At 58.0% G+C, this 24,362-nt stretch carries 23 protein-coding genes and 1 pseudogene; 16 read left to right on the top strand and 8 right to left on the bottom strand.

Annotated elements, in window-relative coordinates:
* The first annotated feature begins 931 nt into the window (after positions 1–931).
* Complete coding sequence (locus tag ASD00_RS17145; RefSeq protein ID WP_057207688.1) at positions 932–1,369, top strand: hypothetical protein; 438 nt, start codon at positions 932–934, stop codon at positions 1,367–1,369.
* Between the two features lie 212 nt (positions 1,370–1,581).
* On the opposite strand, the gene ASD00_RS17140 is transcribed toward ASD00_RS17145, so the two are convergent.
* Positions 1,582–1,788: a cold-shock protein gene (locus ASD00_RS17140; protein ID WP_057207687.1), complete on the bottom strand. Its 207-nt coding sequence runs from the start codon at positions 1,786–1,788 to the stop codon at positions 1,582–1,584.
* A gap of 903 nt (positions 1,789–2,691) precedes the next feature.
* Here ASD00_RS17140 and ASD00_RS17135 point away from each other — a divergent pair.
* On the top strand, positions 2,692–2,874 hold the full coding sequence (locus tag ASD00_RS17135; protein WP_057207686.1) for a DUF3606 domain-containing protein: 183 nt from the start codon (positions 2,692–2,694) through the stop codon (positions 2,872–2,874).
* Between the two features lie 1,270 nt (positions 2,875–4,144).
* Entirely contained in the window at positions 4,145–4,465 is a 321-nt protein-coding gene (locus ASD00_RS17130) for a hypothetical protein (RefSeq protein WP_057207685.1), read from the top strand.
* A 2-nt stretch (positions 4,466–4,467) separates the two neighbouring features.
* Here ASD00_RS17130 and ASD00_RS17125 read toward each other — a convergent pair whose 3' ends face one another.
* A complete protein-coding gene (locus tag ASD00_RS17125) occupies positions 4,468–6,129 on the bottom strand; it encodes a transposase (RefSeq protein ID WP_057207684.1) in 1,662 nt (553 codons plus the stop codon).
* 499 nt (positions 6,130–6,628) lie between these two features.
* Here ASD00_RS17125 and ASD00_RS40105 point away from each other — a divergent pair, with 499 nt between their 5' ends.
* Both ASD00_RS40105 and ASD00_RS17115 read left to right on the top strand, forming a co-directional pair.
* Entirely contained in the window at positions 6,629–6,910 is a 282-nt protein-coding gene (locus tag ASD00_RS40105) for a hypothetical protein (protein WP_156407948.1), read from the top strand.
* A gap of 106 nt (positions 6,911–7,016) precedes the next feature.
* Positions 7,017–7,406: a hypothetical protein gene (locus tag ASD00_RS17115; RefSeq protein WP_057207682.1), complete on the top strand. Its 390-nt coding sequence runs from the start codon at positions 7,017–7,019 to the stop codon at positions 7,404–7,406.
* A gap of 59 nt (positions 7,407–7,465) precedes the next feature.
* Here the strand turns inward: ASD00_RS17115 and ASD00_RS17110 are convergent.
* Positions 7,466–8,245, bottom strand: a pseudogene (locus tag ASD00_RS17110) (protocatechuate 3,4-dioxygenase).
* A gap of 203 nt (positions 8,246–8,448) precedes the next feature.
* Here ASD00_RS17110 and ASD00_RS17105 point away from each other — a divergent pair.
* The 3 genes from ASD00_RS17105 (at position 8,449) to ASD00_RS17095 (ending at position 11,003) form a co-directional block, all read left to right on the top strand.
* On the top strand, positions 8,449–8,763 hold the full coding sequence (locus ASD00_RS17105) for a hypothetical protein (RefSeq protein WP_057207681.1): 315 nt from the start codon (positions 8,449–8,451) through the stop codon (positions 8,761–8,763).
* A 352-nt stretch (positions 8,764–9,115) separates the two neighbouring features.
* On the top strand, positions 9,116–10,081 hold the full coding sequence (locus ASD00_RS17100; protein ID WP_057207680.1) for a magnesium and cobalt transport protein CorA: 966 nt from the start codon (positions 9,116–9,118) through the stop codon (positions 10,079–10,081).
* Positions 10,082–10,484: 403 nt separating this feature from the next.
* Positions 10,485–11,003 carry a DUF4334 domain-containing protein gene (locus ASD00_RS17095; protein WP_057207679.1) on the top strand — a complete coding sequence of 173 codons (519 nt, stop codon included), beginning with the start codon at positions 10,485–10,487 and terminating at the stop codon, positions 11,001–11,003.
* 130 nt (positions 11,004–11,133) lie between these two features.
* On the opposite strand, the gene ASD00_RS17090 is transcribed toward ASD00_RS17095, so the two are convergent.
* Positions 11,134–11,406: a DUF2188 domain-containing protein gene (locus ASD00_RS17090; RefSeq protein ID WP_057207678.1), complete on the bottom strand. Its 273-nt coding sequence runs from the start codon at positions 11,404–11,406 to the stop codon at positions 11,134–11,136.
* Positions 11,407–11,709: 303 nt separating this feature from the next.
* On the opposite strand from ASD00_RS17090, the gene ASD00_RS17085 reads away from it, so the two are divergent.
* Positions 11,710–12,693 carry a L,D-transpeptidase gene (locus ASD00_RS17085; protein ID WP_057207677.1) on the top strand — a complete coding sequence of 328 codons (984 nt, stop codon included), beginning with the start codon at positions 11,710–11,712 and terminating at the stop codon, positions 12,691–12,693.
* 683 nt (positions 12,694–13,376) lie between these two features.
* Positions 13,377–14,258, top strand: coding sequence for a zincin-like metallopeptidase domain-containing protein (locus ASD00_RS17080; protein ID WP_057207676.1), 882 nt, complete (start codon positions 13,377–13,379; stop codon positions 14,256–14,258).
* 274 nt (positions 14,259–14,532) lie between these two features.
* On the opposite strand, the gene ASD00_RS17075 is transcribed toward ASD00_RS17080, so the two are convergent.
* Positions 14,533–15,006: an Lrp/AsnC ligand binding domain-containing protein gene (locus ASD00_RS17075; protein WP_057207675.1), complete on the bottom strand. Its 474-nt coding sequence runs from the start codon at positions 15,004–15,006 to the stop codon at positions 14,533–14,535.
* Between the two features lie 158 nt (positions 15,007–15,164).
* On the opposite strand from ASD00_RS17075, the gene ASD00_RS17070 reads away from it, so the two are divergent.
* From ASD00_RS17070 to ASD00_RS17055, 4 genes are all read left to right on the top strand, one after another.
* Positions 15,165–16,061 carry a DMT family transporter gene (locus tag ASD00_RS17070; protein WP_244496076.1) on the top strand — a complete coding sequence of 299 codons (897 nt, stop codon included), beginning with the start codon at positions 15,165–15,167 and terminating at the stop codon, positions 16,059–16,061.
* Between the two features lie 503 nt (positions 16,062–16,564).
* Positions 16,565–16,873: a DUF736 domain-containing protein gene (locus ASD00_RS17065; RefSeq protein WP_057207674.1), complete on the top strand. Its 309-nt coding sequence runs from the start codon at positions 16,565–16,567 to the stop codon at positions 16,871–16,873.
* Positions 16,874–17,447: 574 nt separating this feature from the next.
* Entirely contained in the window at positions 17,448–18,257 is an 810-nt protein-coding gene (locus tag ASD00_RS17060) for a hypothetical protein (protein WP_057207780.1), read from the top strand.
* 101 nt (positions 18,258–18,358) lie between these two features.
* Positions 18,359–18,841, top strand: a complete 483-nt coding sequence (locus ASD00_RS17055; RefSeq protein WP_057207673.1) for a hypothetical protein — start codon at positions 18,359–18,361, stop codon at positions 18,839–18,841.
* Positions 18,842–19,218: 377 nt separating this feature from the next.
* Here the strand turns inward: ASD00_RS17055 and ASD00_RS17050 are convergent, their stop codons facing one another.
* Both ASD00_RS17050 and ASD00_RS17045 read right to left on the bottom strand, forming a co-directional pair.
* On the bottom strand, positions 19,219–19,665 hold the full coding sequence (locus ASD00_RS17050) for a DUF2721 domain-containing protein (RefSeq protein ID WP_057207672.1): 447 nt from the start codon (positions 19,663–19,665) through the stop codon (positions 19,219–19,221).
* 329 nt (positions 19,666–19,994) lie between these two features.
* Positions 19,995–20,654, bottom strand: coding sequence for a hypothetical protein (locus ASD00_RS17045; RefSeq protein ID WP_057207671.1), 660 nt, complete (start codon positions 20,652–20,654; stop codon positions 19,995–19,997).
* Positions 20,655–21,379: 725 nt separating this feature from the next.
* On the opposite strand from ASD00_RS17045, the gene repA reads away from it, so the two are divergent.
* Together repA and repB are read left to right on the top strand one after the other, a co-directional pair.
* Positions 21,380–22,603, top strand: coding sequence for a plasmid partitioning protein RepA (gene repA, locus ASD00_RS17040; RefSeq protein ID WP_057207670.1), 1,224 nt, complete (start codon positions 21,380–21,382; stop codon positions 22,601–22,603).
* Positions 22,604–22,655: 52 nt separating this feature from the next.
* Positions 22,656–23,624 (top strand): plasmid partitioning protein RepB, encoded by a 969-nt coding sequence (gene repB, locus ASD00_RS17035; protein WP_057207669.1) that lies wholly within the window; start codon positions 22,656–22,658, stop codon positions 23,622–23,624.
* Between the two features lie 597 nt (positions 23,625–24,221).
* On the opposite strand, the gene ASD00_RS41765 is transcribed toward repB, so the two are convergent.
* Positions 24,222–24,362 (bottom strand): type II toxin-antitoxin system VapC family toxin (locus ASD00_RS41765; protein WP_162249731.1); only part of this gene is annotated, 141 nt, incomplete at its 5' end.

Raw genomic sequence — 24,362 nt, 5'->3', positions numbered from 1 at the left:
CGGAGGCAGTTACGAAGTTCTCGGCGGGAATGGTGCGGAAAGATGGAGTGCTCGCACCGCACGAAGTGACTGCAATGCTGCGGCTCAAGAAGCTGTGAGCAGAGGCGCATCGCGTGAATAGGAAACTGCCTGTCCATACAAGGATCCAAGCCGTTTTGGCGATCCTGTCGCCAGCATCCGATTTGCACTGCATGTGCCTATGTCGTGACCCTTTGGTGCGTATGTCCGCAGTTGAGCAAATTCCGTGGCGCTGATGCTCACAGCTGTCGAGGGAAAATCAACCCATGCGCCGCATCGATCTGGTGGCCGGATTTTCGCTACAGGTATGTCGCGCGAAAGAGTGCGGTGGCTTTGCCTTTCCAAGGATGGATTAAGCAAGCGCCCAAAAGCGCGTAGACGTAGTCCGAAAAATTGCGCCGTATGTCGAAACGGTTGATGCCCAAGTTGAAGATTTCAAGGGTACCATGCTTGGCACAATTGATGAAAGATGAAGACCCGTTGCCCGGCGGGCCCGTCAGTTTCATTCAATACCGATCGGCCGGAACCCGGCGCAGGGGTTACCTACTGGACAATCAGGGGGCGATGGGTTGCCGGTTTGGGAGAACCGATACAACGGGTGTGGCAGTTCGCGAGCAATTCGCCGGGTGTTTCGTCGGGAGTGCGGACCGTGTCCGACCAAGCCCAAAGGCGGTTCACCATCTCCAAACCTCCAATTGCGCCATGATCCCGCACGTTTCGTCGTTTCGCCCAGATCATGATGCCTCAATCGTTGTTTTGAAAGACGAGTTCAAAAACGAGCGAATTTACGCACCAAAGCTCCATTCCAGCTACGATATTGCCTGTCACCAGCATCGTGATTGGACAGCGCCAACGACTAGGAACAGGCTGGTGCTGGGCTGGCTCTCGCAACGTCGTTTGATTGGAGGCGACAATGAAGCATCACACCTTGGAGCAGTTGCAGACCATCGCGCAGATAGAGCCAATTTTCGGCGCGCGCGGGATGACACGCCGACAGCGACTGGAACGTTGGGCCGAGTTGCTAGAGCAAATTCGGCACAGGCACCTCGACACGCTTCATGAGACCGAGTTCCAGTTTAGCGACGAACGAAATGCACTGCGTAGCGACTACTCGCCGATAACGGTTGCCTTCCGCGATCCAGTGCTGCATGCGGCCGGCTTGGACAACGACACCTACGGCGAGGCGAAACGGTTCTTTGAGATCAGTGACGAGGAACTGCATGACATCGTCTGCTACTGCCACTTCGGCAGGACGGTGAGTGCGGCTGCAGCGGCTCGCCAGGTCCGAAGCTTACTCTCGGAGCGTCCGCAAAGCTTCTGGTCGGCGGTGGCTGCATTCTTTGTCGCCTAGGTGCCCTTGAACCCGATTTTTGCCAATCTATGTGGGCGCAATGGACGCCGCTGAGTTGCCTCAAGGGTGACATGGTTCTGTAACGAAAATGCGGTTGATTTGCGTTGCTGACAACGAACTTGTGCCTTGATGTCGTAGGCAGATCTGGAGTTCATTACGTCGCCTACCATTGGCCGGCGCAGCCGGCCAATGGTAAAGTTACGGGAGCCGTGTCAGGCCCGCAGGTTGTCAGCCGATGTCTTGCCTGATTTGCGGTCCTCGACGAGATCGTAGCTGATCTTTTGGCCGTCGTTCAGACCACGCATGCCTGCCCGCTCGACGGCAGACGCATGGACGAAGACGTCCGTGCCGCCATCGTCGGGCTGGATGAAGCCATAGCCCTTCGTCGAATTAAACCACTTCACGGTACCAGTCGCCATAACATTCCCCTTCGTGAGCCTTGGAACCAGGGGTTCGCATGGCGTTTGTTGCGCCATCAAAACTAATGGATCGGGCGGAGAAGGGAAGAGGGTGCTTGAAATTAAGTGTTCTGACAGGTTCCTTCGTACCCTTACCGCCGCGCGCATCTTCGTCTGTAAATTTCGCTACCTCTGTGGAAGCATCAGAGGCCGGCACGGCCTCGGGGCGGCAGTCAGCCGACTTAAGCGAGCCCGGTGAGGTTTGATTTGTTGTCTGCAGACAACGATGTCGGTTGACTGTGCAGCAAGATAGCACGCATAGGTGGTATTCAGGGGATTTGACCTGCCCCAGTACATGCGTTGTTGTCTGCAGACAACATGGGACGATGCATGAGCCCCGCTCGTCATAGCCGCCGCCAGCCGCGTAGGCACATCCCTAAGTAGGCAGCGGCGTCAAACCGCGGCGCTGTTTCGGCAACGCATGCAGTTTCCCGGTGGACGAATGCCAAGGCGAAGTGTTTGTGCGCGTCGTGCTGCCTTGCTTCAGTGCCAACGACATTTGAGATTGGATTGGACTGCATCGTCGCGTCGCGCTGGCTGCGTTGGGTCGACGGCCCGCTCCCGTTGTTGTCTGCTGACAACAACCGGGCTTAAGACTGCCGGAAGCCGGGAAACGCATTCTGGCTTATTTTCCGTTGTGCCGGCCTGGTCGGAGCTCAAAACGGGTGATCTCTCCCTAGATGCGCCCTCTTCTGGACTGCAGGTGTTGGCAAGGTGGCGACGTTGTCTGCAGACAACATGGCGCCTTCCGTTTCACCAAGTGTCCGTTACGGCGGCCCAGCGGCTATCACCCCGTGTGGGCAATTTGGAAGATATGGAACCTGGGATTCTCGTCTGCGTTGATCGTTAGGAAGGAGATCCTAGATGCAAGATGACAAGACGAAGACAACCAGCCCTCGCCGACTCGCGGCAGGTAGCCAGAAATATGAAGTCGGCTATTTCGCAAAAAAGCACGGGATCAAGGAGAGTGACGCCCGGCGTATCATCAAGCAGCATGGTGGCGATCGCGACGCTGCTGATAGAGCCGCCAATCGGCTGCGGGGATAGTTGGGCATATGTTCGTCGCTGCTGTTGACGCAGGGTGGGAGCAATTACTCGCGTCCACCCAGTGAGTGACAATGTGCCCATGGGCACCGCGGTGGATCGCGTTAGCTTCTGCATCTGGAGCGGTATTTGTCGTTGCCTTCTGAGGTCATAGCGTGTTGCCGCGCTACATCGGTTGGCGCCATGGGACCCGGGCGAGCCACCGGAGTTTGAAGCCCTATCGCGGTAAGGCTGGTATGCGGCCGGCATAAAAAGTGCCCGCGATGGGACATATTTCAATGCGAGCCTGCTGTTCGGGACAAGATGGGATGAGCGCGACTCTACCGAGCGATCGATTCATTAAGCGTTGCCAATTGGAGCATTGGCGGGGATATCGCCTCCCGGGTCGACTGTACTGAATGCGTATTGTTGGCTTCGGTCTTCCAATCGTCGCTTTCGTGAAGACGTGCCATTCTATACGATCGGCGTGATGCGCATGCCGGCATCGCAACGCACTTGCGGTACGCGATGGGAATTTCTTGCCAGGCTAACTGGATTGGATAAGGCCGTACAGGCCGGGCTACTTCGCATGGCAACCTGAGCGCCGACACACGCAGCAAGTTGGAATGATTGCCATGGCTGGGACCCCGTCGATTGCCGTTGAAGGGGGCTGTGTACGGGCGTCGTCTACCAAATCTTTCAGCTTCCAGATTTTGTAATTGCGGACCATGCTCGCGAAGCGGCCCAGTTCGGCACCAATTGCCGATCCTGCTTCGAGCGATATTCTTCTCGTCGATCGTGCATCGGGCGATCGCCGGTTCAACCTCGGTCGTCGGGTAACGCTCAGGACGCCGGCCAAAACTTGCGACATTACGATTCTACATTACCCGGATTCAGTGTTGAAGTTGGTATCATATCAAGTTGACTCACACGGTAATGCCTTTGACATACAGTTGACGGAGGCTAGAATGCCTATACTGGCGCGCCCCAAGCGGCGCGAATGGCATGATAAATCACCCCCAGCAGTCGATCCTATCCGACCGAGCGCAACGCTTGCAACGCCAAGAGTGACGGAAGGGAATGACCGATTGGCTTCTGATTGCCAGAACTCTGCAGCATATTCAATTAGTTAACAATCACAGATTTCGACTAGGGATGCGACAAGAACGGGTACGTGGGGCAGAAAGGGTGGCGGCGCCGAAACTCAGTTGGTTGATGATGTTGTGGGTAGCTGTTGATCCGCGTTGCATTGGTCGAATTTCGGAGTGACGATCGCTCTGGATGGAGGCCCAGGATGCACGGGATCGACCTTGACGCATTGAATGAAGCAGAGCTGATCGAATTGCACGACGCGGTTGTCGATCGGCTCCACTTTCTGCATCAGCAGAAGACGACGCATGCCTTGCTTGAACTGGCGATCGGCGAGCGCGTGGTGTTTGAAGACAATAACGGCCAGACGCAGGCCGGAATCGTCATCCGTCGCAACCGCAAAACGGTGACGGTGCACGGCGACAACGCCCGCCAATGGAATGTCTCACCGCAGTTGCTGCGAAAGGAAAAGCGGCCTGACGAGGAGCAGAGCGGCAAGCTGGTGCCGTTTTCGAGAAAGGCCTGACTTTAATTCGCCATCATGACGAGTTGCGACAAAGGTGGAATTGGCCGTCCAGCGCTTCCCAACCCGAGGCGATCCCCCAGGAAATGATAGAAGGAGATGCCGAGCTTTTGGCAGGTCTTCATCAGTCCGAGCATGACGTCGCGGGCAATGCGACCGTCGGCACTTATGGTGCCGCCGGAGATCTTGCGCCTGGTGACGAAGGAACGAATATCGTTCTCCGACGCGTTGGTGTGCAGTGGAATATATGGGTGCTCGAGAACTTTGAGCAGTTCAGCCTTTCGTCGGTGGAGACGCAAGAGCAACTTGTCGAGCTCGGTATAGCCGGTACGTCGCGCGAATATTTTGTCGAACCTGCGCCGAAACCCGGTGATCAACTGCGGGGAAGGTTGTTGTTTCCAGACCTTCAGCGCCTTGTAAAAGCGCCAGACGAGGTCACGGATCGTCGTGACCAGCCGTTCTTGTTTCGCTGTCGCCGGCATCAGTTTCTGCAGCAGGCGTTCCGCATGAATCCAGCACAAGGCGTGGTTGGCGACACGGAACTGACCCGCATCGTCCGAAACGATCACCGTGCTGCCGAGCAGGCCGTGATGGCGGATGGCGCCCCAGATCGCCGCCTCCGCGACAGGACGCAGAAGCTGTCGGTCGAGGATATCGATGCCCTTGCTGGCCAAATGCTCGAGGAACGCAACCTGATCGGTGAATACTGCAGGGGGATTGGTCTTGAGCCTGGCCATGATCGCGTGCTCGACGCCCTGCGCCTTCAACCAGTTCATCGCCTCGTCATTGAGAACATAATCCTGATGGCCCGACCGCAGGACGGACAGGAAATTAAGCCGCGATTTGGAGAAGCTGGTGCGAAAGGTGGAAAAACGCTCGCCGCCAATCTGGGTGGTGGAGGCATTGCGCCGATTGTGCCATGCACCGGTATCGTCGACCGTGATGAACGGCGCCGACACCAGCCCGGCATGAAGAACCGCACTGTCTTCCTCGACGAACGGATCGAGGTTGGTGGTGAGCAGCCGGACAACCCGCCGCTTGGAGATCTCGACGCCGATGCTGTTGAGGATCGCGGTCAGGCGCGGCGTCGTGACCTGCCCCTGGGCATGCAGCGCCAGACAGGCGCGGCGCAGGTTCCGGCCAAAGCCGCTGGAGACCCCTTCCGGCAACGGCGCGACGACGCCTTCAGGCGTCAGCCAGCGCTCGCGGCGGTAGTTCACAAGTTCTGCCGCCAGCACCAGATCGCGCACGAAGAAGCTCTTGTAGCCTTTGAACCGAGAACCTTCAGGCGCATCGGCCCCCAGTGTCACGGTGCGGGTGATCCGGTTCCGGTCACGCTTGGGGCCGCGTGGCGATTTACCAGCCGCACGATCACCGTTACCGGGTTCTGTCGCCTTCTCCATGCCGGACGGTCGAAACGGCGGACGCGGCGGCAGTTTCTTCAAGCGCGCAATCTCGTCGCGCAGCTGTTGGTTCTCAGCCTTAAGACGTGAATTGTCGAGCCGAAGTTGGGCATTGTCTTCCCGCAAGGCTGCGTTCTCGGATCGCAGTGTTGCGACCTCTGTCTTGAGCGCGTGCAGTTCCTCGACAAGGCCACCGACGAGACGGCGCATCGCCACCAGGGACAGCGTCTCAACATGCTCGACCGAGGGCAGCCGCTTCTTCATGACTGGAGGAACCAAGCGGCGGCCGCCATGACGCCCACTGCCGTCAGGCACAATTGGGCGAGAGGCCAAGTCCGTTGGACAAACGCTTGAGGTGCAAGCCGAGCGAGGCTTGACTCCCGACTCCACCATCTCCGCCGGCAATCACCACCATTTGTCGTAATAGCCGCGCCAGCTCCCCACCACCTGATGTGAAGGATGCTTGGTTCGCGTAGCGCGCGGCGCCTCGAACCCATAGAAAGGATGTGCGCCGTCCACGGCTGCTATTGGTCCGGTGCTGAGACGGTTGCTACGTGGGAATTTTTATCTCAGAACCTGTAGACCGTCAGGGTTCCAGCTCTCGGCTCGAATCGGTCCAATCCGCCCCCTTCGGGTGGCGCCACTGGCGGCCCGGCCCGATTTGCAAGTGGGCCGATCGTTCGCTTACGAGACCGATATGTGCTTATATCGACAACTTGTCTTTGGTTTGCTTTAATTACGCAATCACAACGTGGGGGCTTCTATGGCTTGGGACGGTTGGAACAGAGATGGCGATGGATGTGTCAGGATATCTGCAGTCCTGGCTTGGAAAAGTGCAGCACTGCTAGGCGAAAATGCCGATATCGGCTTGCGGATTGAGTTCTCGGACGAACCGGCATCGCACCACGTCAGCGCGCTTCAGTTCGGCCTGACAGCGGCGCAAGCGAGAGCCTTGAGCGCCGATCTGGCAGCTCATGCCGATAAACTGGAAGCGCAGCAATTCGGCATAGCCACATCGATGGGAGATCGACAGCACGCCAGTTGACGCGATACCTGAGCGGCGCGCACGGCGTGTTGTCGGTCTGCAAGCGCTCCCATGCGCGCTGATGCGTTCGTACTCTGCCATAACCTTCGTCGAGAGGAGAAACCGTATGTTCAGTGAATCCGGGGTCCAAGGTGAGGTCGAGGCCGCTGGTGAACTTGGTACTCGTTGGCTGGAGCCACAATCAATCGCTGTCGAGATTCTGCATCCTTCGTTGCTCACGGCGCTTGAGCAACGCAACGACGTGGCGGATTTTCAAGGCTTCCTGGCCCGTGTCTATGAAATGCCGGGAGATACCCAAAACGGCTTCTTTCATATCGCCGTCAATCCTACGATATCCGAGGCTGCAGGCCTCCATACCGTCAGCTTGATCATGGGCGAAAGGTATGCGGAAGACATTGAGCTTGCCATCGGTCCGATCTGGCTCGATGCAGGTGACGAAAATGAAGCGGCGGCCGAACTCTACGCAATCTTGAAGGATGTCGGCCGGCTCGCCTGACCTGAGGGAAACACAGACCTTCGGGGTTCGCGGCGATTGGCCCGGCCCGCAAAGCGAATCTATGCGCCTGCGACACCGATAGTGTAGCTTGCTTGCAGAATGCCGATTTCGAGCCGTTCGACGTCGAAGATGAATTCCGACGCCTCCGCCGCAGAAAAAACGCTGTCGCTGCCGTTCATCGTATCGCGCTGCGGGCGCGCTGCATAATCGGGGTGGCCTTGATAGACGATATCGCTGAGCGGTTCGTCGAACAGGAGTTGCGTGACCAGCAACTCCATGCCCTCAATCACGATACGCAGATGGACATGGACGGTACGGCCACTGTACCAGCCAGGATAAATGCTGAGAAAATTCACACGGCCCTCGGCGTCGCTGATCTGCCTGCCCCGCAAAAACGCGAGGCTGCTGGCGTCTTGATCGTCCGCGTTGCACATCCCTGCCGCGCGCCCGGAATAAACGCCGCGCGTATCGGCATGCCAAATCTCGACGTCTGCACCTTTTATCGGGTTGCAATCCTCGGACCGCAAAAGGCGCTAGCTGATGCGGGTGGGCAGTCCGTTGACGCCTTCCGTCACGTCGCGTCGGATGGGAACGTCATTGGTATGGCAGGGACCGAGGGTCTGCGCGAGGGTGGTGACGCATTGGGGCTGTTCGCGAAACACCGGATCGGGCAAGTCAGCGGGTACTCCAGCCGTCCCGCCGGCTCGCAGCCCCGAGGCGGTCCAGTCGATGCTGTCACGCGACACCGCATCGCCGCCGCCGCTCCTGCCGGCCAGCAGAGCAACGTTTGCTCCTGCCAGAAGGGCTCCTGCTCCAAGAATGATGGTACGTCTTCTCATCGCCTGGCCGTTCCCAAAGTTCGCAACAAAGACGCCCCCTGCACACCAATAGAACAACAGCGACAGTGAGCAAAATTACGTTTTCGTCACACGACGCGTTTCGCGCCAGTACTTGTCACCAGTATGTCAAAGTTAATTGTGTGAGGGCGCCCCTTAAGATCAGCATGGCGAGCTATGACGTCGGAACCGAACAGGATGTCTGAATGCCCGATTGGCGCGCCGTAATCCTTGAGCAGGCAGAGATCGCCATGGCGGTCGAGAGAGTTGTACTGCAGGCCCTGTCACGCGAGCAGCTTGCCAAGGCAGAAGCGCTTCACCTGTGGTCACGGGTTGGGGAACTTTGCGTCAAGGCGCAAACCGTCGGCGACGAAATGGAAGACGGCAACGCGGATCTCGAGGCGATCAAGGATTTCGAGGCGATCGAGGACATGTATCGCGCGCTTCATGCCTCGCTCGACGCGCGCCTGGTGATGATGGCAGGGCTCGGCCCGCTGGTGTGCTCTGACGGACTTCACTGAAGGTCGAGCGCATATCCAGTCGGCGAAAGCACAGAAACTTGTCTTTTGCCGGCTACAGACTCTACTGCAACGGAGGCTCACCATGTCGCTATGGGTGAGCAGCGTTTGGCCGTGTAGTCAGCCGATTCGGTGCGGACGGCGGATAGTTGGCCGTGCCGACCGCGGTCGGTTGTGCACGAAGGCAGTTGCTCTTACTGCAGTCGGTGGGTATGCCGATGCGTTGGAAGCAGGTCGGATCTCGTTGCTTTGTTGCCAATAACCGACCGGCACGCCGCTCTTGTCGCACCGTTACCTGTCCCAGGCACCAATCTCAACGGGCCCTTTTCCAGCCCCCGCAATATGGATCGAACTGATGAGTGTCGTCGCGTCGTATTTGTATCGCAACGGAAAGCGTGCGGATACGCTCGAGCTTTCCGGACAAGCGCGGGTAATGGATGAAAGCGAATTCGCCTGGATAGGGCTTCACGACCCGACGCCGGAGGAAATGACGGCAGTTGCCGCGGCATTCGGGCTTCACCCACTTGCCGTTGAAGATGCGCTCAATGGAAATCAGATCGCCAAGGTGGAGGTCTACGGCGAGCAACTGTTCGTAATTGCCAAGACTGCCCATCTGGAGAAGGACAAGATCGTCTACGGTGAGACGGCGATCTTTGTCGGCAGACACCACATCATCACAGTCCGGCAGGGCTCGGCACGCAGTCACACAGAGTTGAGAGCACAGCTCGAGGCATCGCCGCAATTGCTGGCGCGAGGGACCGACTATGTCCTTCATGCGGTCATCGATTTCATTGTCGACGGCTACCTGCCGATCGTTCAAACGATCGAGGACAAGGTTCTCGGCATGGAAAAACACATGCTTGTAGCCTTTCTAGAGCGGGATGAAATCAGGCGAATTTTCCGGCTGCGGCGGCAGGTCATCCTGTTCCAACGCATTCTCGGTCCCATGTCGGAAGTCGCCAGCAAACTGGTTCATCTGGAACTTCCGTGCGTCGACGATAACGCCAGACCATATTTCCGCGACGTGCTGGATCATATCAGACGCGTCGAAGGCATGGTTGCGGGTTTGCGCGAGGTCATCACATCTGTGTTTGAAGCCAGTAACCTGCTCGAACAACAGAGACAAGGAACGATCACGCGACAGCTGGCTGCATGGGCTGCGATCCTTGCGGTGCCTACCGCTATTGCGGGCATTTACGGCATGAACTTCAAACACATGCCCGAACTCGACACGCTCTATGGCTACTACGTGGTTCTCGGGGCGATCGTCTTTCTCTGTGTGGTGCTCTTCTTGCGCTTCCGCAAGGCTGGGTGGCTTTAGCACAACGAGCGCTGCGTCAGCCTGCGTGGGAGAGGCCCTGGTGGGGGGAGCGTAGTCGTTGAGGGAGCAGAGGATCGACGCCTGGACCATGGAGGTACGCCTTTGGCGCCTGTTGGTTATCCTTCGGCGCGCTGGTATCATCGAAAGCACGCGCCGGCCGTTAAGGCAGAGAACCACGCGCGCCGGTTAGGGACGGGAACAATTTTGATGTGCCGCGCTTTCAGTAGTGCACGCGCAAAAACGATCCAGAACTTAATCCCTCCGGATCGTGTGCAAGATGAGCGACCCTTCTTGGAGGTCATCTTTTATGGTTCACGGCTACCACCCGACAGAAGGTAACCTGTGACCATGAAACCACGCACTCGTGTATCCTGTGATAGAATGTCTCTGCCAACAAAATGCTATGATTGATCTCTCGCCGATTACCACCGTGGAAGCCCTCGAACGCTTTCGCGAACTCCCACCCGCCTATAGGCGCGAACTCGCTGGCCTGTGGCGCGGCTCTGGATTGCCAACAGGCCATCCCTTGGATGGGGTTCTTGAAAACCTCGGCTGGTTTGGCAAGCGCTTTCATCCGAACCTTCGCGCCGATGCACTTTTGTTTCAGTTCGGTCCCAATCGACTGGTCGCGCTCGATCCGGCCTATATCCCGCTGGGATTGACATTGCGCCTGGGGTCAATCGGGCGCACCCGCTTGGCTCGTCATTGTTTTCGATTCCTGCAACGCCCCCTGCGGGCGTGTGGGCCAACCGCTACCCTCGAGATGCAGGACTTCGAAGGAATACGTTCAGCAGCCATGGTCTATGACCGGCAGCCAATCACGGACCGATTTCGACGGATGGGCGACGATCAGTTGTTTGGAATGATGTCGGCCCACCGTGACCCTCGGCCCTATTTCTTCATCCTGACGCGTCAGGAATAGCGCTGCCGCCGGCATAGTGCGTTGGGAACACACCTCTATGAAGCAGATGTCCAGTGTACTCAAGTTCTTAGCCGGCTATCCGCATAGCTTCGATGGGCGCGCTAAATATTTATGCCGCTGGTTCCACCAGCTATGAGGTTTCGTGCCCCGTTGGATGGTTGCCGTCATCGACGACTTCGGTGTCGGGCCGATCTTCGCCGTCAGCGTGTTCCTGGTGCCAATGCCCGGTTCGGTCTTGATACTCGATTTCCGCGTCTTTCCCCGCGCTTTGGTGTTCTTGAGCGGCTATGCGCGCGGCTTCAAGAGCATCGTCATGAGAGGGGAAAGTTTCCGAGAAGACATCGCCCGACTTGTACGCCCAACCACCGTCATGGGGGACAACCTCGTATCTCGCTTTCGTCATATACACCTCCGATGCAAGAATTCCGGTTTGACGACGCTAGGCTGTTTTTCTGCAACCCCATGGCTCCCGCCTAAACGTATGCGCGGTGTTTCAACAGCCGCAATGAGCGTCCCCAACCGGGCATGTCAGATCCCATATAGGGTGCCGAGATCATGTTTGTACCGCATCCAGAGCCTTCCACGGCATCACCGGCACACCCATCACCAATCTGCAGATCACTCGCATGTCCAAGACTTCCGATCGTTATCTTCCCGGCCGGGGCGTCGATTTGGAACAATACATGTGGACGCTCGTTGGAAGGCCATGAACAGAAACGAATTTGTTACAGCACTTACGATATCAACACTGATCTGCGGCCCCGCCATGAGTTTCGAACTTTTGCCAGAGACAATCAATACGGCGTCGCTCTATTCTATTCCAACAGCCGAAACGTCATCGACGCGTCCGGACAATCCGGATCCTGCCATTGTGCAACTTCAGGTGCTTTTGGACCGTGCCGGCGCCTCCCCAGGCGTGATCGACGGGTATTTCGGCGAGAATGTCAGCAAAGCGATCGCAGGCTTCGAGGCGATGAATGGGCTACCCTCCGATGGCAAGCTCGATCCGGAAGTTATCACTCGTCTCAACAACAATGCCCCGGTCGTTCAGAGCTACAAGATCACCGCGGCAGATACGACCGGCCTGGTTCAATCGATCCCGGCGGACTATGGTGAAAAAGCCCGGATGGATCACCTCGGTTATACGAGCGTGGCGGAGAAGTTGTCCGAGCGCTTTCATATGGACATCGACTTGATCACGACGCTCAACCCGCAAGCGTCCTTTGCCGCCGGAGAAACGATATCGGTAACGATGCCAGGCCCGCCCAAGGCCGGGAAGGTCAAACGGATCGAGGCCAACAGACGGACGGCACATCTCTATGCCTATGGCGAAGACGGCACCCTATTGGCAGTCTATCCAGCAACCATCGGCAGTTCCGAGACACCTGCACCGTCGGGTAAGCACAAAGTCAAGGGCGTGGCGCGAATGCCTACCTATGTCTACAACCCCAAGATCAACTTCAAGCAGGGCGACAACAGAAAAATTCTGACAATACCCAGTGGGCCAAATGGGCCAGTTGGCACCGTATGGATCGATCTTTCGAAGCCGACATACGGCATCCACGGGACACCGGAGCCTGCCCTTATCGATAAGGTCGGTTCGCATGGTTGCGTGCGCCTTGCAAACTGGGATGTAGAGGAATTGGCCGCGATGGTCGAACCAGGCGTCTCTGTCGAATTTGTGGAGTAACTTCCGACATCGAATGCGACCGCATGGATTGGCCTGCGCACCTCCCCGTTGAACGGAAAGCAACCGGCTCTTGATCCGGTATCAACTGTCGTGCGCAGATCTCAATAGGCGATCAAGCGGAGCTAGCTCACGCTGTTCTGATCCCACGCCACCGTTATTCACGCGATTAGCCCGGGGACGCCCGCGGGCAGCCTTTCTCGTCGCCATCCTGAGCATAAACACTCTCCGGCGGCCGCAGCGGCTTCATCCTCTACCGGCACTTGCGCGCCCCCTCCCCCGCCGCGTCGCAACCAATCATGGGGTTTCGCTCTGACAATGCGCCCGACCACCACCAGGTCGCCATTTCGCGCGGGGCCTGCGGAAATCCGCAGCAACTGTCGCCTCAATGCGCATTCGTGGGCCTGACCCGACCGGCTTTGCCTCTTCCGGTTATCCTCACGCGATCCGCAAGCCCGCAGACGAGGCGACGGAGCCCGGCAATAATCCGGCGATCGCGCGAGGCATGGCAATCGGCTCTTCCAGGGACCGGCGCGGCGTAGGGGAGCAGGCTGCTACAGGCCGCGGTGCAAGCAAGGGCAACCCCTCCTTCACGTCCGTTTCGGCCCTGCGGGTGCATGCGCCGCTTATGGCCTTGCGCTGCTGGAAGCTCCCGCCGCTCAGGCGGTCCAGAAAGGAGCCACACCATGCACACCAAGCGCGACACCTATCAGATCATCACCGATACCATTCTCCAAGCCCTCGAAACCTGCGGACCCTGCGAGCGTCCCTGGGTCGGCCCGTCGCTGACCATGCCGGTCAACGCCGTGTCAGGTCACGAATACCGCGGCACCAACGTCGTCATGCTGTGGGTCGCCGCAAACGAGGCCGGCTACGCGGAAAATCAATGGGCGACCTTCAAGCAGTGGTCCGAAAACGGCGCAAGCGTCCGCAAGGGCGAAAAAGGCACCCCGGTCATCTGGTTCAAAATGCTCGAGCGCCAGGGCGACGAAGTCGGCGACATCGACGCCGAAGACGAGAATGGCCGCCGCATTCCCTGTGCCCGCCTCAGCTGGGTGTTCAACGTCGCTCAGCTCGATGGCTACCAACCCGAGAAGGCTCGCGCGCCCGAGCACAATCAGGTGTCCCCGATCGAAACGGCCGATGCCCTCATCACTGCGAGTGGCGCGAAAATCCGCCACGAAGGCGCAAACGCCTTCTACCGGCCCAGCACCGACGAAATCGTGCTGCCGCCGCAACACCTGTTCACCGGCACGTCCACCAGCAGCGCCACCGAGGCATTTTACGGCGTCGTTCTTCACGAGCTGACCCACTGGAGCGGACCACGGCTCAAGCGCGAGTTTGGCAAGCGCTTTGGCGATGATGCCTATGCCGCCGAAGAGCTGGTTGCCGAACTGGGCGCAGCGTTCCTCTGCGCCCGCCTGGGCGTTTCGGCCGAGCCTCGCGCCGATCATGCCAAGTATCTTGCCAGCTGGATCAAGATCCTGAAGGGCGACCGCAAGGCGTTCATCACCGCCGCCAGCAAAGCGTCCGAGGCCAGCGATTACCTGCTGGCTCTCCCAGACTGAAAGGAAGCGAAGGAGCGAGCTACCAGCGCGTCTTTAGACGCGCAAAGGTCGCTACAGCAGAGGCCGCCTCCTTCGCTAATTTTCGCTGCGTGGGGCCCCGCCAAGAACGGTTGGACATTTTGGTGCAGTTTGCCGGTCTTGTGTCGAGGTCCATAAACCGCCGCTCAGACAAGCGCACCGATTGGAAGGGTTGGGATCGCAGTTCATCGGCACTCGCGCGATTTGCCCTGCTCGATGCTGGCCGGTTTCTAGTTGGAAGTCCTGCGTTAAAGCCTCAAATCGGCAACAGGGCATCAGGCTTTACATCTGCAACGGATGCGTAGGTATGGGTCTCCCTTACACCGGGTAAAGGCAATATCACCCGCTCCAGAAAGTCCTGAAACATCGTCATGTCGGCAATTCTCGCTTTGACGAGATAGTCGAAGCCGCCGATGACCATGTGGCATTCCAGAACTTCCGATGCATTTGAGATTGCCTCGGCGAACCGCTCGAAAATGTGCGGAGCAGTGTGATCGAGGCGGACCTGAATGAACACCACTGTTCCCCGGCCAACCTTCTGCGGATCAAGGATCGCCCTGACGGATTTTACATATCCCTCCCGGAACAGACGTTTGAGGCGCTGGCTCGCCCCGGTCGGCGACAAGCCGACCCGGCTCGCCAGTTCGAGCGTGGTACGGCGGCCGTCTTCCTGCAGCAGCCTCAGCAGGTTGCGGTCGATTGCGTCGAGTTCGGCAGCTTCGTGTTTCACGCAGTTTGATCCATAATCGAGTTATACTCACTTCAAAATCACGAAATTAATATATTCAGACACGCACGCTTGAGCAATACGATGTGATCGTTGTTTCCCGGTACATTCGGTCGCCTGCCAATGGCCAGGCCGGGTCCCCTGCCCTTATGGAGGCAAGAGTGCGTATTTCGATCCTCGCAGACAGTGACGGCAGCAAGCGGATGGCTATTTTAGCAGGGGCAGCATTCGTCGCGATTACCACCGTGCAATTCGTGGCCGCCCGCTTCAGCTTGCGCGAACATCTGACCGCCGCCGATATCGTCGGCTTGCGGTTTGCTGGCGCTCTTTTCGTCTTCTTGCCGGTGTTATGGAAGACCGGCACGGCAAAGCTGAGGCTGTTAGGCTGGCGCAAAGCCGGTCTGCTGGCACTGCTGGTGGGATTGCCTTACACCCTGATCATCAATCAGGGGCTTACCCACGCCCCGGCCGCCCATGCTGCAGCCCTGTCTCCCGCGTCCATCGTCTTCTTCTCGTTCTTGCTCTCGCGCCTCGTGTTCAAGGACAAGGTTTCCCGCGCGCGCATCATCGGCATGGTCGCGATCATCGGCGGACTGCTTCTGTTCGTTTCCCCCGCAGCCCTCAAGACAGGCGACACCCTGCGCGGCGATCTGCTCTTTGCGGGATCGGGGATCATGTTCGCGCTCTATGCGGTGCTGGTGAGGTTCTGGTCCGTCGACGCGATAACGGCGGCGATCGCAGGAGTCCTCTTCTCCTGCTTGCCGCTACCCCTGTTGTACACCGCAGCGCCGAGTGGTCTTGCAGCTGCGTCCGTAGCGGAGATCGCGATGCAATTCGTGATCCAGGGCATTCTTGCCGGCGCGGTTGCGATCGTTCTCTACACTTATACGGTTCGTCAACTTGGCCCGCGAGAGGCCTCGCTGTTCATGCCGTGCATTCCAGTGACGACGTCTGTGGTCGGGATGGCAGTGCTCGAGGAAATGCTGAGCCTTCCCCAGTTCGTTGCTATCGCTGCCATTACATTTGGAATGGTGTTCCCAATGCTACAAAAATCCTGAACTTCGCGGCAAGTTCACTGGCGTGGGCCATCGATAATCGACTTTGCCTGACATCACCTCCCTCCAGGCGACCAGTCGCAACTGAACGTTTTCGTTAGGCCTGTTGGATGCAACCGTCCCATCAGGTGTTAGATACCGTACTCGCGGAACATCGCGGCCTGCGGAAATGGATTGAACCTACGACACCGATCGGGAGGCTCCATTCGTCAGAGGTGCGATTGCCATGCCCCTCTCACCCGCTGTTGACAGCGCTCCCTCGGCGGGCTCGATGAGGCGTGTCTGACCGAAGAATGGCTGCGCCTCGATCGTCCTTCCGCAACGGCAAGTCGGCGTTTTCTTACCCCTGTCAGCTGCGCCGCCATTCCTCGCGCACTAACAAAACGGCGACTTGCCGCCCTCCATTCCATTGCGGCCCTATGGGTGCGGACCAATCGTCCCCGGTCCTTGCGACAGCCATCGAGGCCGCAATGGTGCGGCCCGACACAGCGAAAAGGAACACGACAATGGCAACCATTGGCACCTTCACCTCCACCGAAAACGGCTTCAACGGCTCAATCCGCACCCTCGCACTCAACGTCAAGGCTCGCATTGCCAGGGTCGAGAACCCCTCCGACAAGGGGCCGCATTTCCGCATCTACGCCGGTAACGTCGAACTGGGCGCGGCCTGGCAGAAGACCTCCGATCAGGGCCGCGACTATCTTTCGGTGAAGCTCGACGACCCGAGCTTCTCAGTCCCGATCTACGCAACCCTTGCAGAGGTCGAAGGTGAAGTTGACCTCAAGCTCATCTGGTCGCGGTTGAACCGTGCCTGAGACTTAGATCATGGCCCCGCTACATCAGCGGGGCCTACCTCGTCGAATACGGCATCAGCAGCAATGCTGTATCCATTGGAAAGAGACGCCGAAGCAGCACGGCAACATCGCGGTAGACTCTAGATCGTCTGCCCAGAACAGATTTCCGCGTTTAAAAAGGGGCCCATCCCCTTTTCCGCTCCTCGAGCGCCCACGGCGGAGGACCGCAACACTGGGCGATCGGCGACGAGCGCGTCGGTCGCCTGCCTCTCCTCGGATCGCGTTGTTCATCGGTCGCAGCCTCACGAACGCTATCGATGCCATGACCTGCCTTATAAAACTCCGACCGACGCAAGCCGCGGGCAAATTACCACGTGCGGGCTGCGAGAGCAGGAATTTGCACCACCCGGTCCGCGGTTTTGGAATTGCCAGTAATTGCATTTGTGGAACGGCTGTCACGGCCCACTTTTTTGCCGTGTGTGGTCGCCCTGCACTTGCGACGAAAACAAGACTCAACCATCGTCGGCTGCGACATGCGAACCGGGGGGGCATGCATGACTTCCGCCGGTTTAGAAACTGCACGCAAGGTGGGAGCATGACTGTGGCATCAGGTTCGCTTAAAATCTTAAGTTTCGCCATCCTTCTGACGTCTATCGCCGCATCGGCTCACGCCCAATCCAGTGAAGAGCTAGCGAAGAAGCTCTCAAACCCGATCGCGTCGCTGATCAGCGTTCCGTTCCAATTCAACTACGATCAGGGCTACGGACCGAACGACGGCGATCATACCGTGGTGAACATCCAGCCAGTAATTCCAATTTCGCTCAATGAAGACTGGAACCTGATTTCCCGAACGATCCTGCCCGTGACCTGGCAAGACGATATCGCGGGACCCTCAGGGGAGCAGTTCGGGCTTGGTGACACGCTACAGAGTTTCTTCCTGTCGCCTGCCAAGCCAACCGAGAATGGGATCATCTGGGGTATTGGCCCGGTGTTTCTGATTCCCACAGCAACCGACGAATTTCTTGGAAGCGGAAAGTGGGGCGCGGGTCCAACCGGCGTGGCTCTCAAGCAAGAGGGCCCCTGGACTTTTGGGATATTGGCGAACCATGTGTGGTCGTTCGCCGGACAGAGCAATCGAGCGGACGTCAGCTCAACGTTCCTGCAGCCTTTCATCTCTTACACGACGCCGGAAGCCTGGACCTTCTCCTTGAACACCGAGAGTACCTATGACTGGGAAACCAATGACTGGTCGGTCCCGATTAACTTCCAGGTGTCAAAATTGGTAAAGTTCGGCGAGCAACCCGTGAGCCTTGGCGTGGGCGCGCGTTACTGGGCGGAATCGCCGGAAAATGGGCCTGACGGCTGGGGAGTTCGAGCAATCGTCACGTTCTTGTTCCCAAAATAGCAACTTTGTAACGCTCACACTGTGCCGTCGAAACTCTGGCTTCTGGCGACACTTGAACCTCGCCCGCGTGCTCGGATCGGGCGCGTTGCCCTTGGATGACCATGGACAAATTATCTGCTCCCAACCCAATTCTTGAAATAGCGCTGGGGACCGTCATGGTCATTTTGATCATGTTGGTACACGGCATTGGCATTCGCACGATCAATCGGCGTTTCAGCAGGTCCTGGGTTCTCGTGAACAACACCACGCCGCATTGGCGTATCAATCTCTTGCTTGCCGTTGCGATCGGATCGCTGGCAATCCTTCATTTCGCCGAGACCCTCGTGTGGGCAGCGCCGATATCGATGATGGGGATAATTCCTTCAATGCGGGACAGCTATTACTTCGTCCTGGAGAGCTACACGACGCTTGGTGAAGGCACGGTAAGACTACCTGATAGTTGGCGTTTGATCGGGCCGATCATGGCGGTGTCGGGATTGTTTACATTCGGATGGACCGGCAGCGTTCTGGTTAGCATCATGACCGAGTTCGGCAAGCTCGACAGAGGGCAGGCCAAGAAGGAATCGAAAGATTCCGAAGGATGAAATCGGCAAGGCTTGGACGCACTAGTATAGGTAGGGTGTGACTTCGGCGACATTTCGGACAATCTCGACGTCGCCGTCATGCTACCGCTGAGGCACGGTATGATCGGTTAAGGATCACTGGGGAGCTAATCGGCACAAACCCGCTGCATCTGGCCTACAGCGTCGGCGTGACGCACTTCTGGAGTTCCGCTCGAAGATCAAAATGGCCGGCTTGATGAGTTCGTTGGCGTAAGAGCGCGGTCGATGTCGAGCGGGAGGACAGTGCCACGTAGGTGGACGCGGTCGTCGCCCTGCGTGGGGAGTACTTCTTCACCTCGGAATCCCGGCGACGGGCTGGGTCCGGGGGGCGGCGGCGCGTCGGCTGGGATGGCGGCCCGTCAGCGCATTTGCGATTTCGGCCTATTGCAGTCGTCGTGCTCAATCTGGGAGAGCCTGATGTCCTGCAGGAGGCGGAAGAGCGACGCCGCCAGAAAACCGAGAGCCGCCATGAACAAAACGGCGGCTCCTGGTTCGTGGCGGTACCCAACAAAGGCGATGACGAATCCGAAGATCAGCAGAAACGTGACGCCGATTCCTGCCAACACTGCCAGGTGAAGCGCATTGTTGAGCACACGTTCTCGCCGCCGCAGTTCGGCCATTTCCTTCTTCAACCACGCTCGGGCATCGCTTTCGTCGATCTCCCGGAGCATTCTGATCCGCTCCGTAACGCCGGAAATCCGACTGGCCAGAATCGCCACCATCGCAGCGACCGCGTTGAGCATGAACGCCGGCGCGACCGCGTGACTGATCATGTTCGAAAGCTGGTCAGCGTCAACAGAGACCATGTTTCTCCCCCGGGTGTTCTCGGCCACCACCGGATATGTCCAGGGCGAGATGTAATATGCACAGTTTTGGCCCTCGCAAGACTGGCTGGCCGGCGCGCGCTCCTATTTGGACTTGCCCGATGATTCCTTCTGCTGGTGGCGCGGGTTTCGTGGGAGGATAGAAGGCGCGCTCATCGGACTTGAGGCTTTGGCAGCTGATGGCTCGGGGCACAATATAATTGGCGTTGTGCTTCATAGACGTAGCCTCCCATGGCCGCCCGGTGGCGCAACGTAGGCCGGAGGGCCCAGAAGCTTGGAGCGGCCGTAAGTCCGAAATCGCGGTTAAGACACTACGGGATGACATTGACTGCACGCGCGGCCACGAGCACGAGTGTCAGGAGCGCGATGGCGCTTTCGAGCATCATCAGGAGCTTCGCGCGCGGCGTGAGCGGCAGCACATCGGTGGGACTGAACGCCGTAGCGGTATTAAACGCCAGAAAAAGATAGTCGACATAGAGCGGCCGCCAATTGGCTGATGCGAATTCGGGAGCCGACGACTGGGGAAAGAGCCAGTCAGGTCTCCTTGATACCCCACGCGCGATGCGTGAGGGACCACCAGAATCGACCTGCCAATAGAGAAGCGAGAACGCCAGAACGTTGGTGATCCAGATCGAAAACGATGAACTCAACAACGACACCTTTCGCGTCTCGGGCGGGTGTATCGTGATGATCCCTATCATATCGCCAAGTTCTGCGGCCGTATTGGCAACGTAGAGACTGGAAAGAACCATGATCGCAACGTGCTCGATCCGCAGCCAGACAGCATTCTCGGTCGACACCGTCACCATGATCATGGGAACAATAGCTGCTATCAGGATCCCGAATGACACCCATCGAGGCAGCGCGGAGACGTGATGCGGTAGAACCTGCAAAAAAGCGAAGACCGCAATGATTGCCAGAACCGGGGGCCAGCGGCGTTCGTCACGACCTTGTTGGATGACATTGCTCATCGCGTGGTCCCGATTGAGATCTTGAAGTTGCCAACGCCTTCCTGCTGCATCCGCCACAGGTGTATGTCATGTTACGCTATTCGCCTGTGATGCCCTACTTCATCGCCTGACCCTGTCGGGTGTCCGTGCAAGCCCGACCGCCCTTCGTGCCGATGAGGCGATCAATGAAGTTGCCTACACATCGCCCTTGAGTTTGCCGCTCATGAGCCTGCCCCCATTTTGAACCGGACAAGGTCCGTTTGCGCAAGGTCCGCCACGCAGACATCAACAAGCGCTCACTCCCGTTTCATCTCGCCCCGCGGGCGATCTCCACACGCAATTGGTGGCATTTTCGTATAGCCAACGCGCCAGTCAATTGCCCTTAAGGGATCCTTTCCGTTCGCTTCGAAAAGGATCATGATCTCGTGCCTCTCTCGGAGCTGCGCCAAATTCTTCCATTAGCTTTCTGAAGCCGCCGCTCGCGCTACCAAACATCATGCCGCATGAACTGAGGTGCGCGACGGCGTCTTCAGACCGAGTCCGATGGGCGCGGGGCTCAGAGGACCGCCTCCGAACATCGACCGGCCTGGCTCGGTGATGGCACACCGCTGTCTCGCTCCAAAGCCTCAGGAACAACCTTAACTTTTTGTTAATCCTAAATTCCTTGCCAGCAGGGCGATTTCACCCATAATAACGCTTAGGCAGTCCTTCCGGCTGAAAAACCGTTATTCGAGAGCTCCCCTGCAATGAACGCTAATTCACCTCCCGCGGCCCGTGCTCACCCAACGCAGTTCGAGGACCTCATCCTGGAGCAGGGCGATCTGATCTCGAAGAAGCTCCATCTCCTCAGCATGCAGCAGTTTCCCCCGAACGCCAAAAAGCTGCTGCGTCAGTTTTCGCTGAATGAAGTCGCACAGTTTCTGGGCGTGTCGCAGAGCACCCTGAAGAAGCTGCACCTTGAAGGTAAGGGTCCCCTCCCCCAGACATCGACGTCTGGAAGGCGTTCCTACAGCGCCGAACAGATGGTGGAGTTGCGCCGATATCTCGACCAGCATGGTCGCTCGGAAGCGCGCCATTACATGCCGAAACGCCGAGCCGGTGAAAAACTTCAGATCATCGCGGTCGTCAACTTCAAGGGCGGTTCGGGCAAAACGACGACCGCTGCCCATTTGGCTCAGTACCTGGCTCTGACGGGACACCGGGTACTGGCAGTCGACCTGGACCCGCAGGCCTCCTTGTCGTTGCTTCACGGTTTCCAGCCGGAACTCGACCATACACCATCGCTTTACGACGCGATCCGTTACGATGAAGAGCGCCGACCGATTTCTGAGGTGATCTTACCGACGAATTTCCCCGGTCTTGATATCATCCCAGCGAACCTCGAACTGCAGGAGTTCGAGTATGATACGCCGCTTGCGATGTCGAACAGAAGCTCGAACGAGGGTAAGACCTTCTTCACGCGTATCTCGCGCGCGTTGGCCGAAGTGGATGACCGATACGACGTCGTGGTGATCGACTGCCCTCCCCAGCTGGGTTATCTCACCATCACGGCATTGACTGCAGCCACGAGCGTCCTGATTACGATTCATCCTCAGATGCTCGATGTGATGTCTATGGGACAATTTCTCTTGATGCTCGGCGGCATCTTGAAGCCGATCCGCGATGCGGGCGCGGAGGTTAATCTGGAATGGTATCGTTATCTGATCACCAGGTACGAGCCGACCGACGGACCGCAAGGACAGATGGTTGGCTTCATGCAGACGCTGTTCCACCAGTTTGTCCTGAAGAACCAGATGCTTAAGTCAACGGCGGTGTCGGATGCAGGCATCACCAAGCAGACACTTTATGAAGTCGACAAGAGCCAGATGACCCGCTCGACATATGAGCGCGCCATGGATGCCTTGAATGCTGTCAATTCGGAAATCGCTGACCTGGTCCACGCGTCCTGGGGGCGTAAGGTCGCCGGCTGACGATCGTCTATGGGATGACCGCTCATGCGGTACAGACAAACGGAGTAACGAGATGGCGAGAAAGAACTTACTGGCAGGTCTGGTTGACGCGGACGATACTCCGCAGACAGACATCGCGCCTGCCTATCCAATGCGCGGTGCATCGAAGAGCATGGTTCGTTCGCTTGATGAACTTTCCAGGCAGGCCGACAAGTTCCTTGAAGGCGAAACGATTGTCGAACTCGACCCGGATTCGGTCGACGGATCCTTCGTGGTCGACCGCCTTGAGGATGACCGAGAGGAATTCGAAGCTCTCAAGCAGGCGATTGCCGAACGAGGCCAGGATACGCCGATCCTTGTGCGCCCTCACCCGTCGGCGTCTGGTCGCTATCAGGTGGTGTTCGGACATCGCCGTGTGCGGGCCGCCCGCGAACTCGGCGCCAAGGTCAAGGCCGTTGTTCGAGCGCTGGATGATCGCACACATGTCATTGCGCAGGGGCAGGAGAATTCCGCTCGCGCCAATCTTTCCTTCATCGAGCGGGCGAGCTTTGCCCATCGGCTGGAGGCGCTTGGGCATGATCGCTCGGTAATCTCTACATCCCTTACCGCCGACAAGACGGCGATCTCGAAGATGATGACCGTGACCGATCGGATTTCGCCGGAGGTCATCAGGAGCATTGGCCCTGCCCCGTCGACCGGACGCGATCGTTGGCTTGAGCTCTCGCTTCTCGCTGGAAAGGCGGACAACGCGGGACAGATCGGCGAAGTTCTGGCACAGCCCTCATTTGGCTCGCTCACCAGCGACGAGCGTTTCAACGCGCTCTTCAACGCGCTTGCGACCTCGAGGAAGCCTGTCAGGAAGGCGGTGCTCCGGGTCAAGAATCACTGGCAAGCCGAAGATAAGGCTGTGCAAGCTCAGTACTCGAACTCCGGCAAGGCATTCGCGCTTTCGATGAAATCAAAGAATGCCGGGCGTTTTGGCAAATACCTCGCAGACAATCTGGATCGGCTTTACGCCGAGTTCCTGTCCGCTAAGGATTGAATGGAAGACCAAAAGGGCCTTCGTTTCGAACACTTTTCTTGGTGGGAGGCTTGGTCAGATTGACCGTTTGCAAAAGGGATCCTGAAGGCCGGGTGAGTCTTAAAGTTTGTCTGCCAGCAAACAGAAAATTGGTGTGCAAACCCAATGGTGTAAAGCCTGGACGGAAAAACGCTCCCGAGTGGCCAGTAAGGCAAGAAGTTGTCGGCCGGCAATTTCGGCACGATCCAATGAAAAATCAATGCATTAACGCCGTGCGTCTCCACGCGGAAAATAGAATCGAAAATGCCGAGCACACCAGGCCGGCGGTAGCGTCTGCGGCCCGGACGCAAACGCGCTCAGCAGCACCGCCTGAATCGCGCAGATCGATCAGGCAGACTCGCTTTTGAGCGATTTGCGTCTATTCAGACAGGCGGTTGTTTGGAGGTAGCACCGCGGGCAGGGCTTTGGCGGACGGGGCATTTGATGCCGATTTCGGATCCATCTTTCGCAAGACCTGATGAACAGTCGGTCCCTACCGTTATCGCGCGCGAGTTTCCATCGCGCGACATTCGCCTATCATTCGATCCGGCAAGTGCAGCCTGCGCCGGTCATTGATTGTCAGGCTGCTTCTATGTCTGTGCGCGAGAAATCGTCGCCTTTGAAGAGCAATGGCTCGTTGCGCGACTTGGCCAGCGCATAGGAAAAACAGTCCCCAAAATTCAGGCTCGCCGGGTGCCGGCCCTTGCCAAAGTTGCGCCA

The organism is Ensifer sp. Root31 (assembly GCF_001424825.1).
GTDB lineage: Bacteria > Pseudomonadota > Alphaproteobacteria > Rhizobiales > Rhizobiaceae > Ensifer > Ensifer canadensis.
This window is presented reverse-complemented; position numbering and strand designations above follow the sequence as displayed.

Excerpts from the sequence above, each read along its gene's own strand:
- ASD00_RS17145 (WP_057207688.1), top strand. The coding sequence starts at position 932 with ATGAAGCATCACACCTTGGAGCAGTTGCAGACCATCGCGCAGATAGAG.
- ASD00_RS17140 (WP_057207687.1), bottom strand. The coding sequence starts at position 1,788 with ATGGCGACTGGTACCGTGAAGTGGTTTAATTCGACGAAGGGCTATGGC.
- ASD00_RS17135 (WP_057207686.1), top strand. The coding sequence starts at position 2,692 with ATGCAAGATGACAAGACGAAGACAACCAGCCCTCGCCGACTCGCGGCA.
- ASD00_RS17130 (WP_057207685.1), top strand. The coding sequence starts at position 4,145 with ATGCACGGGATCGACCTTGACGCATTGAATGAAGCAGAGCTGATCGAA.
- ASD00_RS17125 (WP_057207684.1), bottom strand. The coding sequence starts at position 6,129 with ATGAAGAAGCGGCTGCCCTCGGTCGAGCATGTTGAGACGCTGTCCCTG.
- ASD00_RS40105 (WP_156407948.1), top strand. The coding sequence starts at position 6,629 with ATGGCTTGGGACGGTTGGAACAGAGATGGCGATGGATGTGTCAGGATA.
- ASD00_RS17115 (WP_057207682.1), top strand. The coding sequence starts at position 7,017 with ATGTTCAGTGAATCCGGGGTCCAAGGTGAGGTCGAGGCCGCTGGTGAA.
- ASD00_RS17105 (WP_057207681.1), top strand. The coding sequence starts at position 8,449 with ATGCCCGATTGGCGCGCCGTAATCCTTGAGCAGGCAGAGATCGCCATG.
- ASD00_RS17100 (WP_057207680.1), top strand. The coding sequence starts at position 9,116 with ATGAGTGTCGTCGCGTCGTATTTGTATCGCAACGGAAAGCGTGCGGAT.
- ASD00_RS17095 (WP_057207679.1), top strand. The coding sequence starts at position 10,485 with ATGATTGATCTCTCGCCGATTACCACCGTGGAAGCCCTCGAACGCTTT.
- ASD00_RS17090 (WP_057207678.1), bottom strand. The coding sequence starts at position 11,406 with ATGACGAAAGCGAGATACGAGGTTGTCCCCCATGACGGTGGTTGGGCG.
- ASD00_RS17085 (WP_057207677.1), top strand. The coding sequence starts at position 11,710 with ATGAACAGAAACGAATTTGTTACAGCACTTACGATATCAACACTGATC.
- ASD00_RS17080 (WP_057207676.1), top strand. The coding sequence starts at position 13,377 with ATGCACACCAAGCGCGACACCTATCAGATCATCACCGATACCATTCTC.
- ASD00_RS17065 (WP_057207674.1), top strand. The coding sequence starts at position 16,565 with ATGGCAACCATTGGCACCTTCACCTCCACCGAAAACGGCTTCAACGGC.
- ASD00_RS17060 (WP_057207780.1), top strand. The coding sequence starts at position 17,448 with ATGACTGTGGCATCAGGTTCGCTTAAAATCTTAAGTTTCGCCATCCTT.
- ASD00_RS17055 (WP_057207673.1), top strand. The coding sequence starts at position 18,359 with ATGGACAAATTATCTGCTCCCAACCCAATTCTTGAAATAGCGCTGGGG.
- ASD00_RS17050 (WP_057207672.1), bottom strand. The coding sequence starts at position 19,665 with ATGGTCTCTGTTGACGCTGACCAGCTTTCGAACATGATCAGTCACGCG.
- ASD00_RS17045 (WP_057207671.1), bottom strand. The coding sequence starts at position 20,654 with ATGAGCAATGTCATCCAACAAGGTCGTGACGAACGCCGCTGGCCCCCG.
- repA (WP_057207670.1), top strand. The coding sequence starts at position 21,380 with ATGAACGCTAATTCACCTCCCGCGGCCCGTGCTCACCCAACGCAGTTC.
- repB (WP_057207669.1), top strand. The coding sequence starts at position 22,656 with ATGGCGAGAAAGAACTTACTGGCAGGTCTGGTTGACGCGGACGATACT.